This is a genomic window from Pseudarthrobacter sp. NPDC058362, assembly GCF_042723515.1.
GTDB lineage: Bacteria > Actinomycetota > Actinomycetes > Actinomycetales > Micrococcaceae > Arthrobacter.
This window is the reverse complement of record NZ_JBHXIW010000001.1, coordinates 568,941-584,388: the sequence shown is the minus strand read 5'-3', so window position 1 is coordinate 584,388 and position 15,448 is coordinate 568,941. Positions and strand designations below refer to the sequence as shown.

Below are 15,448 nucleotides of genomic sequence, written 5' to 3'. Positions count from 1 at the left end.
GCGTTATGTGATCCGGCCGTGCAGGAGGCGGCGGGATTTCTTCCGGGCCTTCCGGTATTTCTTCTCCGCCGCGGCCATCAACTCGATCTCCCTTGCGTGCAGGACGGCATAGGGTCCATCGCTGCCCATTCGGGCGAGCAGGTCCCGGGCGATGACGGCGTCGTGGAAATCGCCCAGCACCTTCTGCTGCCGGTGTGCGGCCTTCGCCACCTTGCGGGCCCTGCGCCGCACAGGTTCCGCTGACTCTGCCACGTGCCGCAGCCGCTTGGCGTCCTTCCGCACCCGGTGAAGCGCTTCCTCATAATCGCCCTCGGCGGCGGTGCCAGACGCCTTATCCTGGGCCCGGCGGAGGCGCTTTGCCGCCTTCGCGACGGCCCGGGCGGACACCTTCCTGCCGCGCCGGGTAGCCTTCGTGCCGGCCCCGTCGAGCCGCAGCGGCGGAGCGTCCCGGAAATCCTCGAGCGCGTCGAGGAGGCGGAAGTAGCGCCCCGACTCCAGCGCAAGCAGCAGGCGGCGGTATCCGGCGTCGAACTCCTCCGCGCCGTGCCGGTCCAGCCGCTCCCGGGCTCCCGCCGAGTCCTTCCCCGGCGGCAGTTCCGCGGCGTGCCGGTCCAGCCGCTCCCGGAGGACCTCGGCATCGCGCGGACCGCCCAACATGCCGCCCAGCCACTTGAGTTCCTCGGCCAGCCTGCGCACAGGCGCCTTCGAGTACAGCTTTCGGTACGCGGCCAGCGCGGACCGAAGCCGCCGCGCTGCGGACCTCATGTTGTGCACGGCCTCAGGTTCCTCCAGCCGGACGCCCGGGTCATTGCCCAGCAGCTTGTCCAGGTGAGTTGCAAAATATAGGCCGACGACGGCGGCAGCCGGCGCTTCCTTGCCCGCCGCCAGTTGCGGGGTGCTTTCGCCCGGGGGCCTCTTGGTGTCCGCCGGGAGGGGTTCTGCGAGCGCCGCGAGCGCCCTGGCCAGTTTCGACCCGTGCGCGGTGTGGGTGGCGCCTGCCGCTGCGAGCAGGTCCGCGGCGGGCCCCAGGAGATCAGGCCCGCCGTGCACCAGTTCGAATTCCCACTCCCGCCACTGGTACGGCCCCCCTCCGGCGGGCAGGAGGCTGGCCGTCACGCTGTCGTCGGCCAGGTCCGCCAGGTGGGTACCGTCGGGGCCGTAGAGGGCGTGCGTGGTCCGCTGCGTTTCCAGCCGCACCAAGGGAGCGAGGTCGGCACCGCGCAGGTGCACGTGCAGGTGGGCCAGGAGCGCATCCGGCACGGCGTCGGCGCGGCCCAGCGGTGCGTGCAGCTCGCGGCGCCGCCGGGCCTCGGGAGCTCCGGGCTCCGCATCGGCGCCATTCCCCGGCGGTTGTTCCGGCGCGAGCTTCAGGTGCCAGCCCTCATCCGTGCCGCCCGTACGCCGCCGAAGCGTGATCCCGCGGCCGGCCAGCGCGCGTCCCGGGCTGTCGAAGTACACCGCGGTGAGGCTGTCCACCCGGGGAGACGCAACACGGGCGACCCCGGGCAGCTCCGCAAGCCCCGGCACCCGGGCCGCCGCGCCGGCGTCGTACTTCATCTCGACTTCCATGCCCTCGAAGTTCATGGCTGTCCTTCCGCCGTGGTGTTTCCTGCAGTCTATTTCGCCTGCCGCCGGGCCGGGAGAGGTTGGCCACAAACCACTAGACGTCAAACGTCTAACGTTTACCCTTGAGGTATGCCAACGCCACCTTCGCAGTCCGCCGCGCCTTCGGCGCCCCGGACTGTCGCTGCCCCCACTGCGGTCACTACCTCGATGGCCCCGGCGGACGCACGCGCGGCGCGCTCCGCCGTCGTTTTCGGTGTCATTGCTCTGATCCTCATTGGTCTCAACCTCCGCGCGGGCATTACCGGCGCGTCCGCACTGCTGCACGACCTGCAGGCGGTCCTGGGGTACGGGACACTGGTGGCTGCGATCATTCCGTCCATTCCCACCCTCTGTTTTTCGCTGGCGGGCGCCGGAACCTCGTGGCTGACGGGCAGGCTGGGCGTGGAAAATGCGATCCTGCTGGCACTGGCAATGCTGGCCGGCGGGCTGCTGCTGCGCGGCGTTCCGGCGACGGGCATGCTGGTGGCAGGCAGCATCGTGGGCATGTCCGGGCTGGCGGTGTGCAACGTGGCGATGCCGTCGTTCATCCGCGAGCATTTCGCGCACCGCACCTCGCTGATGACCGGGCTTTACACGGTGACGATGACCACCGGAGCCACCGTGACATCCGTCGCCGTGGTGCCGCTGGCGCAGGCGCTGGGGTCGCCGTCGGCCGCTGTGGGGGCGATCGGCATTACCGCAGTGGCAGCGTTCCTTGGCTTCCTGCCTGTCGCCCTGCATGCCCACCGCAACAAACCCCGCACCCCCGCCGCCCGTGTTTCACCGTGGCCGCTGCTGCGGACCCGAAAGGGCGTGCTGCTCACCGCTATCTTCACGCTCCAGTCACTGCTGGCCTACGCGATCATGAGCTGGTTCCCGTACATGCTCACCACCATGGGACGAAGCGCAGCGGACAGCGGGCTCCTGTTCGGGCTGATGCAGCTGGTGTCCGTGCCGGCGGGCATGGTGCTGATCGCCATCGGATCCCGGCCACGGATGCTCCGGCCGGCGTTCTACCTTGCCAGCGCCACGATGGCCGCCGGACTCGCGCTGCTGCTGCTCCTTCCGGCGGAACTGGCCGTGCTGCCGGCCGTGCTGCTGGGGTTTGGGCTGGGCATCTTCCCGCTGGTGATGGTGATGATCAGCCGCAGCGGTGCCAGCACCGCCGAGACCACCGCGCTGTCCACGCTGGCGCAGTCCACCGGCTACCTGCTGGCCACCACCGGACCGTTCGGAATGGGCCTGCTGCACAGCGCCACCGGGTCCTGGACGCTGCCGCTCGCGCTTCTGCTGGCGCTTGCCCTGGTGCAGATCGTCGTCTCGCACCTGGTGACCGGCCGGGCGATGACCGGGACCCGGGCCGGCACCGGCGCTGCCGGCGGGCCCGCGGGCACCGGAGGGAAGTAGGAGCAGCCATGGAACTGAGCCCCTCGCACCGCCAGCCCCTGGCCGAGGAAGTCACCGCCAAACTCCGCGCCATGGTCCAGTCCGGCGAATGGCCCCTGGACCGGCGCATTCCGTCCGAGCCCGAGCTCATGGCAGGCCTGGGCGTCTCGCGCGGAACCCTCAGGGAAGCCGTGAAAGCTTTAGCGCACACCGGCATGCTGGAAGTCCGGCGCGGCGACGGCACCTATGTCCGGGCCACCAGCGAAATATCCGGGGCGGCCCGGCGGCTCTACCAGGACCACACCGAGCAACACGTCCTGGAGGTCCGGCTGGGGCTCGACACCCAGGCCGCGCGGCTGGCCGCACGCCATGCAACGGACGACGACGTCACCGCCTTACGCAGCCTCCTCGCCACCCGGGACCGGGCCTGGAAGGCCGGCAATTACGCGGAATGGGCGGAGGCCGACTGGCGGTTCCACGAACGCGTCGCCCTGGCCTCCGCGAACCCGCTGCTGCACGAGCTGTACGCCAGTTTCGGGGCCGCCTTCCACCAGGACCTGCTCGTCCAGCACAGCCGGCCGGGATTCGAGGGACTGCCGCACGAAGGCCACGGGGCGCTGCTGGCTGCCATTGAGCGCCGGGACGAGGAAGCGGCCGTGGCCACGGTCAGCCGGAACCTGAACTCCTGCGCGGAGTGGCTGGCAGAGTAGCGCCGACTCCGTCCACCGCCCCGCCGATGGCCGTGTCGGTTTCTGCCGCCCGGGAACACTCAGTAGGCTTACTGTCAGACGAGGTAGTCACGCCTGCTGTCCACCTGGTCCGCAGGCGCCAGCCCACCACGAGGAGTTCCCATGGCGCCCTTTTCACGCCTTGCCGCCCGCCGGGCCTGCACCGAAGCCCCGCCGGCAGCAGTACCCCCGGTTCCAAAAACAGGACCGGCCTCGCTCTGGGCCGACGGTCTGGGAAGGGTCGGCACCCGGGCCGCGCAGGTCCTGCTGATCCTGCTGCTGGCAGCCGTATCCGTCTACGCACTGATGCAGATCAAACTACTGGTGATCCCGGTCCTTATCGCCCTGATCCTGGCTGCCGCCATCGGCCCCTTCGTTAACATGCTTCGCCGCCGCAATGTCCCGGGCGGGCTGGCCACCGGCATAGCTTTCGTGGCACTCCTGGCCCTGCTGGCCGGCGTCGGGACGATCATATACCTGTCCGTACGGAACCAATGGGCCGATCTGGCCCAGCAGGCCTCGTCCGGCTTGGACGAGCTGGAGAATTTCCTCCTGAACGGTCCGGTTCCCCTCGACCAGGGCCAGCTGCAGGAGGCACGCCAGGGAATCATTGACTTCCTCACCAGCAGCCAGGCGCGCTCACGAGCCATCACGGGACTCTCCGTTGTCACTGAATTCCTGGCCGGGACCGCCCTGATGGTGGTTATTCTCTTCTTCTTCCTCAAGGACGGGGCCAATATCTGGAACTTCCTGCTCCGGCCCTTCAGCGGACTCCGCGAGGCGAAACTCCGCCGGGTAGGCCGCCGCACCCTGGAGGTCCTGGGCGGCTACGTCCGCGGTACCGCCATCGTGGCGCTCGTTGACGCCGTCGCCATCGGCGCCGCCCTGCTGATCCTGCAGGTTCCGCTGGCCTTCCCGCTGGCGATCATTGTCTTCATTACCGCGTTCATCCCGCTGGTTGGTGCCACGGTTGCGGGCATCCTCGCGGCGCTCGTTGCACTCGTGGCCAACGGACCGGTGGTGGCGCTGATCGTGGTGGCCGTCGTCGTCGCGGTCAACCAGCTGGAGGGCGATCTCCTGCAGCCGATCGTCATGGGCAAGTCCCTCCAGCTGCACGCGCTGGTGATCCTGATGGCACTGACCGCCGGAACCATCCTGGCCGGAATCGTCGGCGCGGTGCTCTCAGTGCCGCTCGCCGCCGTCGTCTGGGCAATCATCCAGGTGTGGACCGCGGAGGACCCCAGCCTCACGGACATGAACCCGGACCTGCCGCCGGCCAATACCCACCCGGTTTAGCCTCTTCGGAGAGCGGACGCACGACGACGGTCCGGCACCCGGGTGCCGGACCGTCGTCATTTGCGTGTGGTGGAGGCCGCCCGGGCCAGCCGGGTGCCTAACCGCGGAGGCCCGCGAGGACGTTCTTGGGCCGCTGCATCTCGCCGTGCTTCGCGCCGAGGACAACCACTGCGCCGGCAAAGACGGGGATGACCCATTGCAGCATCTTCAGCTGCTCCTGGGCGGATTTCAGCTCTTCGGAGGCGCCGGAACGGGGTTCGGTGGCACCCTCGGCGCCCTCGCCGGCAAGCTTCTCCACCTTCTTGCCCAGGATGCCCGAGTACAGCGTCACCGCTGCGCCTGCGACCGTGACCGCCGTCTTGATCGCCGTGTCCCGGGCAACTCCATCCTGCTTGGCGATCCGCCCCTTGTTCTCCCAGGCGATGGCGAGGTCCGCCACCAGGTGCGAGGCAAAGGCGGCTGTCTGGACCGGCGCCCACTTCATCCACCCGGCACTGGAGAGCCGGGTGCGTTCGGCCGGGTCCTTGGCCTGGGCTGCCGCCCCGTTGAGGCCGATGGCGCCCATGAGGGACCCGCCGAACCATGCTGCCGCCGTCAGGTCGTGGACTGAGCGGGCAATGAGGTTTCCTGCCATGATGCGTTCCTAACGTCGATTCGGATTCACTGTGCCGGCTTTCACTGTGCCGGCCCGCAGCCGCAGGGGCCGCACTGCCCTTATCGTAAGCACACTTACTAATGTTACGAAAGTCCGTCTTTTCGCGGCGCGACCCCGTAATATCGTCGCCATGGGAATGACAGGCACCTTATTTGGCTGGGCCTTCGGGGACCCGGCACGTGAATCCGACACCTCCTACGTGGAGGGGCTCCAGCGTGAGGCGCTGAAGAACGCCCGGGAAACGGCAGCCGCCAAGGGGGTGGATGCGGTTCCCGGATCCGAGGCCTTCACGGTGCTCAGCGGGGACGACTCCCTGGTGGAACTGGAGAACGCTCCGGGCCGCCTGGTGGTCCGCTGCACCATCCACGTTGAAGGACCCGGCGCCGAGAAGCTGCGCGCCGAAGGGCCCATGAACGGCTGAGGCCATGGCAAACCCCGACTCCACCCTCAGCCAGGCCGCGGACGTCATCGAGGACGCGTCCAATGCCAAGGCCCTGGATGTACTGGCGCGCGCCGGTTTTGCCGTGATGGCCCTCCTGCACCTCATCGTGGGTGCCATCGCCGTCGCCATCGCGCTGGGCCAGCCGGGGCAGGCGGAACCCACGGGTGCCATAGAACAGCTGGCCGCGAACCCTTGGGGACCGGCCGTCATGTGGGCGAGCGTGGCTGCGTGCGCTGGACTGGGGCTGTGGCAGGCCAGCGAGGCCACCCTCCGTGCCCGGCACCTCCCGCGCAAGGAACGCGCGGCCAAGCTCGTCTCGTCAGGTTTCCTTTCGGTGGCCTATGCCAGCGTGGGCCTCAGCTTCGCGGGCTTCGCCACGGGAATGCCCGGCGACTCCGGGGACAGCACCCGGGATTTCAGCGCCGCCCTGATGGCCCACCCGCTGGGCCCGTGGGTGCTGGCCGCCCTCGGCCTGACCATCATGGGCGTTGGGGTCTACTTCGTCATCAAGGGCCTTCGGCGGGGTTTCAAGGAGGAGCTCCTGGCGTTCGACGGTACCCGCCGGGGCCGCCTCATAGACACTCTCGGCGTCGCCGGGCATGCGGCCAAGGGGGTTGCGCTCAACCTCGCCGGACTGCTGTTCGTCATCGCCGCTGCCAAGCACCGCCCCGAGGAATCCACCGGGCTGGACGGCAGCCTCAAGGCCCTCCGTGAGCATCCGTTCGGGCCCTACCTGCTGGTGGCCATTGGCGTGGGATTCATCGCCTACGGCATCTTCGCGCTCATCCGCGCCCGTTTCGGACGCATGTAGGATTTCCCCACCGACCCTATGGAAGGAACGCCATGTCCACCGTGTCCCGGCTGTTCAATGCCCCCGCCGCCAACGTCTGGAAGGTGATCTCCGACGGCTGGCTGTACTCCGGCTGGGTGGTAGGCGCTTCCCGCATCCGGGCGGTGGACGACCACTGGCCGCAGGAAGGTGCCCGGCTCTACCACTCCGTCGGCGCCTGGCCGCTGGTGATCAACGACAGCAGCCGGGTCACCGCCGTGGAGCCCGGTCAGCGGCTGGAGCTGGTGGCGCGCGGCTGGCCCATGGGCGAGGCAAAAGTGGTGCTGACGCTCGAGGACCGGGGCGACCAGTGCCTGGTGACCATCATGGAGGACGCGATCCGGGGGCCGGGAAAGCGGGTGCCCAAGGCGTTCCGTGATCCGGCGATTTCGGTCCGGAACCGCGAAACCCTGCACCGCCTGGAGCTCATGGCGGCAGGCGGTGCAGGGCGGTAAAGCGGTCCGGCGTTAGACCTGGGCGGCTACACCGTCGCGGGAGATGGTGACCATGTCCTCACGCGGGACAACCTTGATGCGCTCACGCTTGACCTCCACGCCGTGCGAGCCGCCGGCCTCAGTGGCAGCCGCGCCCAGCGCCAGTTCGTGGGCGTCCAGGGCCAGCCAGCCTTCCCAGGACGTGAACTCCACGCCGCGGTTTTCCAAGAGTTCGACGACGGCGCTCTCTGCGGGCGCCTCGGCGACCGGCAGATTTTCGCGGTCTTCGAGCAGGTAGGTGACGGTTTCCAGGGCGTCGCCCTTCGTGTGCCCGATGAGGCCGACCGGTCCGCGCTTGATCCAGCCCGTGGCGTAGAGACCCGGCACGTGGGTGCCGGAGGCGTCCAGGACGCGGCCGCCGTCGTTCGTCACCACACCCTTCTTGTGGTCGAACTCAACGTCCGGCAGGGCGGAACCGAAGTAGCCGATGGCGCGGTACACGGCCTGGACCGGGTAGTCGATGAACTCGCCGGTGCCGCGCGCGTTGCCGGTGCCGTCCAGCTCGGTGCGTTCGAACTTGATGCCGGCAACCTTGCCCGGGGTCTCCGGGTCGTCGTAGATCTCCACCGGGCTGTGCAGGAAGTGCAGGTGGAGGCGGCGGGAGGCCGTCAGTTCGGAGACGTCCTCGGGCTGCTCGGCGATCCAGTTGGTGAGCGTGCCCACCATGGTCTTGGTCTGGTTGTTGCTCTGGATCTGCCGGTCCGATTCTTCGTCGAACTCGAAGTCCTCCGGGTAGAGGATGATGTCCACGTCCTTGGAGTGGGACAGTTCGCGCAGTTCCAGCGGGGTGAACTTGACCTGGGCGGGGCCACGGCGGCCGAAGACATGCACGTCCGTGACGGGCGAGTTCTTCAGGCCGGCGTAGACGTTGTCCGGGATCTCGGTGCTGAGCAGGTCGTCGGCGTGCTTGGACAGGACGCGGGCCACGTCCAGGGCGACGTTTCCGTTGCCGAGGACGGCGATTTCCCTGGCATCCAGCGGCCATTCGCGCGGCACGTCCGGGTGGCCGTCGTACCAGGAGACGAAGTCGGCGCCGCCGAAGGAGCCTTCCAGCTCGATGCCGGGGATGTTCAGGTCCGCGTCCTTGATGGCGCCGGTGGCGAAGATGACGGCGTCGTAGTGGGTGCGGAGGTCCTCGATGGTGAGATCGGTGCCGTAGTCCACGTTGCCGAAGAAGCGGATGTCGCCGCGGTCCAGGACCTTGTGCAGGGCGTTGACGATGCCCTTGATGCGCGGGTGGTCCGGGGCAACGCCGTAGCGGATCAGGCCGTAGGGTGCCGGGTAGCGGTCAAAGAGGTCGATGCTCACGGTCAGCTCGCCGCTCTTGACGGCCTCGCTCTTGGTGAGGATGTCCGCGGCGTAGACGCCGGCCGGGCCAGAGCCCACGACGGCGACGCGCAGCGGACGTTCGGCAGAACCTACGGTGGTGCTTGATGACACGGCTGTGTTCCTTTTGTTCGGCTAGGAGGTGAGGACTCGGGGTTTGCGGGGGCTGTTCGGGGTGGTGGTGCCGTAGTCAGCGGTTTTGAAATGCGCCGGAGCGAACGGGCTCACGCGCACTACGTCGCCGATGACAATGACTGCGGGATTTGCGACGCCGGCGGCCTGGGCCTGGTCGGCGATCGAACCAAGCGTGCCAATCGTCACGCGCTGGTTGGGCAAATAGCCGTTCTCCACGATACCAACAGGGGTGTCCTGCGGCAGGCCGGCTTCGCCCAGCGCGGACGCGGATTCGCGGAGCTGACCGACGCCCATCAGCAGGACGATGGTGTGGTCTGCACGGGCCGGAACCTCGGACAGTTCCTCGTGGCCGGTGACCACGCTGAAGCCCTTGGCAAGACCGCGGTGCGTGACCGGGATGCCCGCGGCTGCGGGAACGGAAATCGCGGAGGTAACACCGGACACGACCTCGACCTCGACGCCGTGCTGCCGGCAGTACTCGGCTTCCTCGCCGCCGCGGCCCAGGACGTACGGGTCGCCGCCCTTGAGCCGGACCACGCGGTGGCCCTTGAGGGCTTCTTCCACCAGGATGCGGTTGATCTCAGACTGCGGCACGGGGTGGTGGCCGGGGGTCTTGCCCACCTCAATGACGCGGACGTCAGGGGCGAGTTCGTTCAACAGTTCGCGGGGACCGAGGCGGTCGGCAACCACGACATCGGCCTGACCCAGGAGCCGGCGGCCGCGGACGGTGATGAGGCCGGTATCGCCTGGTCCTCCGCCCACCAGCGCAACGGAGCCGCGGTGGGCGCGGCGGCGGCGCAGCGGAAGATCCCCGGTTTCCAGGGCGGTGGCCACGGCGTCACGGACGGCCATGGCGCGGCGCGGGTCTCCCCCGGCGTTGACGGCGATCTTGACGTCATCCACTTCGGCCACGGCGGGGGTCCAGGCTGCGGAAGCTTCGTGGTCGGAGGCATTGACGCACCAAACGCGCTGCGCCTCGGCGTCGGCCGATACCTGGGCGTCCACGCTGGGATCGCCGGTGGCGGTCTGGACGAACCAGACGCCGTCGACGTCACTCGAAACGTAAGGGCGCGCTACCCAGGTGACCAGGCCGGCGTCGGCCAGGTCCTGGAGGGCTGCGGAGGCAACGGGAGCCACCACGGTGACAACGGCACCGGCGTCGAGCAGGCCCTTGGCGCGGCGTGTAGCCACCGGTCCCCCGCCCACCACCAGCACGGGACGGCCGAGCAGCCGCAGCGCTGTGGGGTAGATATCCTGAATTGCCATGAATCAACGGTAGAGCCGCGTCACAATCACCCACAAAGGCCCAGCAACACCAGTTCACGCAAGGTAATCCTGCGTCACATAGTCAGTCCCCGTACAGGCCGGTGCTGAGATACCGGAACCCGGAATCGACCATGACCGTGACCACGGTGGCTTCCGGGCCGAGGCCTTTGGCGATGCGCAGGGCCGCCACAACGTTCCCGCCGGACGAGGTACCGGCGAAGATTCCCTCTTCAAGGGCAAGCCGCCGGCTCATCGCCATGGCCTCGTCGGAGGTGACCCTTTCGATCCCATCGACTTCGGCAGGTTCCCACAACGGCGGAACGAACCCAATGCCCGTGCCCTCAATACGGTGGGACCCGGTCGGTCCGCCGGACAGCACAGCCGATTCGGCGGGTTCCGCCGCGATGATGCAGGCCCCCGGGATGTGTGCCCGCAGGCCGCGCGCCGTCCCGTGGATCGAGTGGGCGGTGCCCACGAACTGGACAAAGGCGTCAACGCGGCCGTAGGACTGCTGCCAAATCTCCTCGCCCAGGGCCAGGTAGCCCGTGATGGCGTCATGGTTGTTGAGCTGGTCGCAGGCCCAGTGGCCCGGCTGTGCGCTCAACTCACCGGCACGGGCGATCATGGCTTTGATCAGCTGTTCCGTGATTTTTCCGTGGTCGCTGGGAACATCTTCGACGGTGGCCCCCAGCGCTTCCATGGTCCGCCGTTTCTCGTCGCTGAACGCGTCGGAAAAAACCACATGGAGCTTGTAGCCCTTGGCTGCGCAGACGAGCGCCAGGGAAATGCCTGTGGTCCCGGCGGTGTACTCGACGACGGTGTCCCCCGGGCCGATGTCGCCCCGGGCTTCTGCAGCCGTGACCGCCGCCAAGGCCATGCGGTCCTTCATGCTCCCCGTAGGGTTCGCAAACTCCAGTTTCGCGAGCACCCGGGCAGAGCCGGGCGGCACAACTTTCCGCAGTTCAATCAGGGGGGTCGAACCTATCCCCGCCAGTACGCCTTCATCCGTTCCGACCGCACGTTCCATGTGTCCGCCTCACGCTTAGCGCCAGCCCGGACTCGCAGGAGTTGCCGGCTACGGTTCAAGCTATACCCGGCCGGGCCGGGGACGCCAGAGAAGGCCGTTCCCTCCCCCGGTTCAGCGGGTGCTGCCGGCCAGGAGCCCGCGCCGGCGGAGGAGCCGCTTCTCGATCGGGCCGAACACCAGCAGCTCAATCAGGATGCCGACGCCGAGGATCAGCAGGATCGCGGCCATCACGATGGTCATGTCCGAGAGATCGCGGCCCTGGTCCAGCAGCGAGCCGAGGCCGAACCCAATGGTCCCGCCCACAGCAATGATTTCGGCAGCCATCAGCGAGCGCCACGAGAACGCCCAGCCCTGCTTCAGGCCGCCCAGGTAGCCCGGAAGGGCGGCCGGCAGGATGATCTGCAGCGCCATCTGCAGCCGGGACGCACCCAGCACGGTCCCCACGCGGCGGTACTGCGGCGGGATCTGGTCAACGCCGGAAATCAGCCCGTTGATGATGGACGGAATCGCCCCCATGAACACCACGAAGTAGACGGTGGCGTCGGTCAGTCCGAACCAGATGATGGCCGCCGGGACCCACGCGACGGACGGCAGCACCTGGAGCCCGGAGATCAGCGGTCCGAAAGCCCGGCGGAGCGGCGCGACCTGGGACAGCAACAGCCCCACCGGCGTCGCGATGGCCACCGAAATCAGGAAGCCGACCAGCCCGCGCTCCAGCGAAGTCCACACCGCTTCCTGCAGCTTGGCGTCACCCCAGAGGGTCCCCAGCTGGCCCAGCACATCCAGCGGCCCGGGGACCTGGTCCCGCCGCTTGAAGCCGAGGGACACATAGAACTGCCAGATGAGGACCAGCACAGCCAGCGCCGCGACGGGGAGGAACGCGCGGGACCAGTCGATCCGGTGCTTGCCCGCGGCGTCGGACTGCAGCGAATCCAGCCCGGATTCAAGTTCCCGCAGGTCCTCGTTCCCGGTGGACGTGCGGGTCAGCGCGGCGTGGATGTGCGGGGCGTCGGCGCGGGGCTTGTCCTCCAACGGGGTGGGGTTACTTGGCATGGCGGCGAATCTCCTCCCGCAGCCGGGCGGTAATGACCCCGGTCAGCTGGCCGGCGAGCCCGGCGTCGGTTCGGTGTTCCTCGGTGACGTCCCACTCCTGGACCACGCGGCCCGGGCGGGAGGACAGCAGCAGCACGCGCTGGCCCAGCCGCACGGCTTCCCGGACGTTGTGGGTCACGAAGACGATGGTTCGTCCGGTTTCCTTCCAGATGCGCTCGAGTTCGTCGTGCAGCAGGTCGCGGGTGATCGCGTCGAGCGCGGCGAACGGCTCGTCCATGAGCAGCAGCTGCCGGTCCTGGGCCAGCGCCCGGGCCAGGGATACGCGCTGCCGCATGCCGCCGGAGAGTTCGTGCGGGCGCTTGTCGCCGGCGGCTCCGAGGTGCACCAGCTCAAGCAGCTCCTGTGCCCTGGCCTGCCGCTCCGCCTTGCCCACGCCGCGCATCTTCAGCGCCAGCTGGACGTTCTCCAGTGCGGTCAGCCAGGGGAACAGCGCCGCGTCCTGGAACATGAACGCCGCTCCGTCGCTGGGCACTTCCAAAGCGCCCGACGTCGGTGCCTCCAGTCCCGCGATGATGTTCAGCAGGGTGGACTTGCCGCAGCCCGACGCACCAAGGAGGGCAACGAACTCACCCGGGGCAATGTTGGCATTGACGTCATCCAGGACCGGGGCGCCGTCGCCGAAGCGCTTGCCCAGGTGTTCCAGTACGACTGGCATGGTGAGTCCTTAAGTTTGTGGGAAAGCGGGTCAGTCCTGGCCGAGGCCTGCGGCGGATATCGGGTCGGCACCTGACGGCGCGCCGGCGCCGGAGACCTGGTTCAGTGCGCGAAGGTCGAACAGGCCATTGATGTCGGCCTCCTTCGTGGTCCCCGCCTCGACGCCGTCCCGCAACAGCCGCGGGTAGCTTCCGGCCAGCGGGTCCAGGGTGAACGTGATGTTGGCCAGGGCCCGGTCCAGCACGTTCCGGGGAAGCGCCGCTCCGGCGTCTTCCTCCAGCGCTGCGTTGATGACCTGCGCTTTTTCTGCTTCCGGCGCCGCGTTCAGCCAGGCCACCGCCTCGGCGTGCCCGGCCAGCAGCACCTGGACAGTCTCGGGATGGGCGGCAGCGAACTGCTGGTTCACGATCAGCACGGTGGTGGGGAACTGGCCAGGCTTGCCGGTTCCGGTTCCGTCCCACAGGTCCTTCTCGTCCACCAGCACCCGGGCTCCGGCCTGGAGCACCAGCCGCGACGCCCAAGGCTCAGGCAACCACGCGCCGTCGAGCTTTCCGTCCTGGAAGAGCTTCAGGGTCTGGGCGTTGTCCGTGGGGTTGATGGCGACGTCGCCGCTGCCGTCCACGTTGGTCTTGAATCCCTGTTTGGTGAGCCAGGCGCGCAGGGCCACATCCTGGGTGCCGCCCAGCTGGGGCGTGGCCAGTGTTTTGCCGCGCAGGTCCGCCGCCGAGCTGATGCCGGGCTCGACCACCAGCTGCGCGCCACCGGCCGCCGCCCCGGCGATGACCCGTACGGATTCGCCCCTGCTGGTGGCGTAGGAGTTGATGGCGGGGTTGGGTCCCAGGTAGGCAGCGTCGATGGCGCCGGCGTTGAGGGCCTCAATAGCTGCCGGGCCGGCGTTGAAAGTCTCGGTGCTGAGCGTGGTGCTGCCGAGGGCCTCGGCGAGGAACCCCTTCCTGACGCCCACCAGCGCCGGCGCGTGCGTTACATTGCCGAAGTAGCCCAGCCGGAGCTCGGCGGCCGGGCCTGTGTCCGCGGCTTCCGCTTCCGGATTCCGGGAGAGGTTGGACGCCACGACGGCTCCTGCCACGATCAGCAGGACAAGCCCGATGGCCAAGGCGGCCTCGATGGCACGCCTGCGCCGGGGCACCGCGCTTTCGCCTGCCACGATGCGCCGCATACCGGGCTTGGAACTAGTCATTGTTTCACCATAGGGAGTGCCCCAAACCCCATTCAATGACGCGGAAACCGGGGGTCACGCGGGTTAATCTGGCGTCACATTCGGCCTCGGAGACACGGTTTAGTTCCCCTTGACGTTGACCAGCTGCCGGAGCTTGTGCCGCACCGCGACCAGGTCCGCGGCATCCTGCATTACCACATCGATGGGTTTGTAGGCGGCGGGGATTTCGTCGATGAAGGCTTCGGAGGCGCGGAACTCGATGCCCCGCATTGCCCGCTTGAGCTCCTCAAGGGTGAAGGCCTTGCGGGCGGCGGTGCGTGAGTACTCCCGGCCTGCCCCGTGCGGCGAGGAGTTCAGCGACGCCGGGTTCCCGAGCCCCGCCACGACGTACGACGCCGTTCCCATGGATCCCGGGATTAGTCCCGGATCGCCGGGCTCGGCTTTGATCGCGCCCTTGCGTGAGACCCAGACGGACTTTCCGTAATGCGTCTCCTGCTGGGTGAAGTTGTGATGGCAGTTGATGCGCTCCAGCTCTTTGACCGGCCCGCCCACGAACTGCGCAAACTGGGCAGTCACCCGGTCCATCATTTCCTCGCGGTTCAAGAGGGCGAAGTGCTGCGCCCAGCGGAGTTCGGCGATGTACCGGTCAAACTCGGACGTCCCCTCCTCCAGGTGGGCCAGGTCCGGATCCGGCAGGCGCACCTTCAGCCTGGCAGCCACCTGCCTGGCAACGCCGATGTGGTGCTGGGCGATCTTGTTGCCGATCCCCCGCGAGCCCGAGTGCAGGAACAGCCAGACGCCGTCATTCTCGTCCGCACAGACCTCAATGAAGTGGTTCCCCGATCCGAGCGACCCCAGCTGCAGGTCCCAGGCCGGGACGTACCGGGCCGGATCGAACCCGGCCACCGCGGCACGTGACTGCAGCTCCGCAACCCGGGGCGCCGCCGTCGGAAGCACCTTCCTGTTGTTGTGCCCGGCAGAGAGGGGGACAGCCCGCTCGATGCTTTCGCGCAGCGGCCGCCGGTCGGCGGGCAGGTCGGCCACGGAGTACTGCGTCCGCACCGCGATCATGCCGCAGCCGATGTCCACACCCACCGCCGCCGGAATGATCGCGCCGAGCGTGGGAATCACGGAGCCCACGGTGGCGCCCTTGCCCAGGTGAGCGTCCGGCATCAGCGCCAGGTGCGGGTAGATGAACGGCAGGCCGGCGGTCATCACAGCCTGCTCGCGGGTCTTCTCATCCAGGATGGACGCCCAGTTCAGCAGCTTGCCGTTAATGGTTTCCATGGTCCTCCCGCCGCCCCGGACTAACGTG

At 68.4% G+C, this 15,448-nt stretch carries 15 protein-coding genes; 6 read left to right on the top strand and 9 right to left on the bottom strand.

Annotation, left to right across the window (positions count from 1 at the left end):
- Positions 1–3 precede the first annotated feature (3 nt).
- The gene (locus ACFWIX_RS02770) at positions 4–1,584 is read right to left on the bottom strand and encodes a CHAD domain-containing protein (protein ID WP_377214581.1); all 1,581 of its coding nucleotides are present in this window, start codon (positions 1,582–1,584) and stop codon (positions 4–6) included.
- A 111-nt stretch (positions 1,585–1,695) separates the two neighbouring features.
- Between ACFWIX_RS02770 and ACFWIX_RS02765 the strand changes: the two genes are divergently transcribed.
- The 3 genes from ACFWIX_RS02765 (at position 1,696) to ACFWIX_RS02755 (ending at position 5,015) form a co-directional block, all read left to right on the top strand.
- Positions 1,696–3,012, top strand: coding sequence for a CynX/NimT family MFS transporter (locus ACFWIX_RS02765; RefSeq protein WP_377214580.1), 1,317 nt, complete (start codon positions 1,696–1,698; stop codon positions 3,010–3,012).
- Positions 3,013–3,020: 8 nt separating this feature from the next.
- Positions 3,021–3,701 (top strand): FadR/GntR family transcriptional regulator, encoded by a 681-nt coding sequence (locus ACFWIX_RS02760; RefSeq protein ID WP_377214579.1) that lies wholly within the window; start codon positions 3,021–3,023, stop codon positions 3,699–3,701.
- A gap of 141 nt (positions 3,702–3,842) precedes the next feature.
- Positions 3,843–5,015 carry an AI-2E family transporter gene (locus ACFWIX_RS02755; RefSeq protein WP_377214578.1) on the top strand — a complete coding sequence of 391 codons (1,173 nt, stop codon included), beginning with the start codon at positions 3,843–3,845 and terminating at the stop codon, positions 5,013–5,015.
- Positions 5,016–5,112: 97 nt separating this feature from the next.
- Here ACFWIX_RS02755 and ACFWIX_RS02750 read toward each other — a convergent pair whose 3' ends face one another.
- Positions 5,113–5,649: a hypothetical protein gene (locus ACFWIX_RS02750; protein ID WP_377214577.1), complete on the bottom strand. Its 537-nt coding sequence runs from the start codon at positions 5,647–5,649 to the stop codon at positions 5,113–5,115.
- 157 nt (positions 5,650–5,806) lie between these two features.
- Here ACFWIX_RS02750 and ACFWIX_RS02745 point away from each other — a divergent pair, with 157 nt between their 5' ends.
- Genes ACFWIX_RS02745 through ACFWIX_RS02735 form a run of 3 tightly spaced genes read left to right on the top strand, consistent with a single transcriptional unit; the run spans position 5,807 to position 7,396 of the window.
- A complete protein-coding gene (locus ACFWIX_RS02745) occupies positions 5,807–6,091 on the top strand; it encodes a hypothetical protein (protein WP_377214576.1) in 285 nt (94 codons plus the stop codon).
- Between the two features lie 4 nt (positions 6,092–6,095).
- A complete protein-coding gene (locus ACFWIX_RS02740) occupies positions 6,096–6,923 on the top strand; it encodes a DUF1206 domain-containing protein (protein WP_377214575.1) in 828 nt (275 codons plus the stop codon).
- A gap of 32 nt (positions 6,924–6,955) precedes the next feature.
- A complete protein-coding gene (locus ACFWIX_RS02735) occupies positions 6,956–7,396 on the top strand; it encodes an SRPBCC family protein (protein WP_377214574.1) in 441 nt (146 codons plus the stop codon).
- A 12-nt stretch (positions 7,397–7,408) separates the two neighbouring features.
- Here ACFWIX_RS02735 and ACFWIX_RS02730 read toward each other — a convergent pair whose 3' ends face one another.
- The 7 genes from ACFWIX_RS02730 to ACFWIX_RS02700 form a co-directional block, all read right to left on the bottom strand.
- Positions 7,409–8,875, bottom strand: a complete 1,467-nt coding sequence (locus ACFWIX_RS02730; RefSeq protein ID WP_377214573.1) for an FAD-dependent oxidoreductase — start codon at positions 8,873–8,875, stop codon at positions 7,409–7,411.
- A gap of 21 nt (positions 8,876–8,896) precedes the next feature.
- Positions 8,897–10,162, bottom strand: coding sequence for a uroporphyrinogen-III C-methyltransferase (cobA, locus tag ACFWIX_RS02725; RefSeq protein ID WP_377214572.1), 1,266 nt, complete (start codon positions 10,160–10,162; stop codon positions 8,897–8,899).
- Positions 10,163–10,244: 82 nt separating this feature from the next.
- Positions 10,245–11,189, bottom strand: coding sequence for a PLP-dependent cysteine synthase family protein (locus ACFWIX_RS02720; protein ID WP_377214571.1), 945 nt, complete (start codon positions 11,187–11,189; stop codon positions 10,245–10,247).
- Positions 11,190–11,300: 111 nt separating this feature from the next.
- Entirely contained in the window at positions 11,301–12,242 is a 942-nt protein-coding gene (locus ACFWIX_RS02715; protein WP_377214570.1) for an ABC transporter permease, read from the bottom strand.
- Complete coding sequence (locus ACFWIX_RS02710; protein WP_377214569.1) at positions 12,232–12,957, bottom strand: ABC transporter ATP-binding protein; 726 nt, start codon at positions 12,955–12,957, stop codon at positions 12,232–12,234. Before ACFWIX_RS02710 ends, ACFWIX_RS02715 begins: the two co-directional genes overlap by 11 nt.
- Before the next feature lie 30 nt (positions 12,958–12,987).
- Entirely contained in the window at positions 12,988–14,133 is a 1,146-nt protein-coding gene (locus ACFWIX_RS02705; protein WP_377214921.1) for an ABC transporter substrate-binding protein, read from the bottom strand.
- Between the two features lie 120 nt (positions 14,134–14,253).
- The gene (locus ACFWIX_RS02700) at positions 14,254–15,420 is read right to left on the bottom strand and encodes an RtcB family protein (RefSeq protein WP_377214568.1); all 1,167 of its coding nucleotides are present in this window, start codon (positions 15,418–15,420) and stop codon (positions 14,254–14,256) included.
- Positions 15,421–15,448 lie beyond the last annotated feature (28 nt).

What these genes read in the sequence shown, in the direction of transcription:
- ACFWIX_RS02720 (WP_377214571.1), bottom strand. Translation starts at nt 11,189, where the DNA reads ATGGAACGTGCGGTCGGAACGGATGAAGGCGTACTGGCGGGGATAGGT.
- ACFWIX_RS02710 (WP_377214569.1), bottom strand. Translation starts at nt 12,957, where the DNA reads ATGCCAGTCGTACTGGAACACCTGGGCAAGCGCTTCGGCGACGGCGCC.
- ACFWIX_RS02745 (WP_377214576.1), top strand. Translation starts at nt 5,807, where the DNA reads ATGACAGGCACCTTATTTGGCTGGGCCTTCGGGGACCCGGCACGTGAA.
- ACFWIX_RS02740 (WP_377214575.1), top strand. Translation starts at nt 6,096, where the DNA reads ATGGCAAACCCCGACTCCACCCTCAGCCAGGCCGCGGACGTCATCGAG.
- ACFWIX_RS02755 (WP_377214578.1), top strand. Translation starts at nt 3,843, where the DNA reads ATGGCGCCCTTTTCACGCCTTGCCGCCCGCCGGGCCTGCACCGAAGCC.
- cobA (WP_377214572.1), bottom strand. Translation starts at nt 10,162, where the DNA reads ATGGCAATTCAGGATATCTACCCCACAGCGCTGCGGCTGCTCGGCCGT.
- ACFWIX_RS02750 (WP_377214577.1), bottom strand. Translation starts at nt 5,649, where the DNA reads ATGGCAGGAAACCTCATTGCCCGCTCAGTCCACGACCTGACGGCGGCA.
- ACFWIX_RS02735 (WP_377214574.1), top strand. Translation starts at nt 6,956, where the DNA reads ATGTCCACCGTGTCCCGGCTGTTCAATGCCCCCGCCGCCAACGTCTGG.
- ACFWIX_RS02765 (WP_377214580.1), top strand. Translation starts at nt 1,696, where the DNA reads ATGCCAACGCCACCTTCGCAGTCCGCCGCGCCTTCGGCGCCCCGGACT.
- ACFWIX_RS02715 (WP_377214570.1), bottom strand. Translation starts at nt 12,242, where the DNA reads ATGCCAAGTAACCCCACCCCGTTGGAGGACAAGCCCCGCGCCGACGCC.
- ACFWIX_RS02760 (WP_377214579.1), top strand. Translation starts at nt 3,021, where the DNA reads ATGGAACTGAGCCCCTCGCACCGCCAGCCCCTGGCCGAGGAAGTCACC.
- ACFWIX_RS02770 (WP_377214581.1), bottom strand. Translation starts at nt 1,584, where the DNA reads ATGAACTTCGAGGGCATGGAAGTCGAGATGAAGTACGACGCCGGCGCG.
- ACFWIX_RS02705 (WP_377214921.1), bottom strand. Translation starts at nt 14,133, where the DNA reads ATGCGGCGCATCGTGGCAGGCGAAAGCGCGGTGCCCCGGCGCAGGCGT.
- ACFWIX_RS02700 (WP_377214568.1), bottom strand. Translation starts at nt 15,420, where the DNA reads ATGGAAACCATTAACGGCAAGCTGCTGAACTGGGCGTCCATCCTGGAT.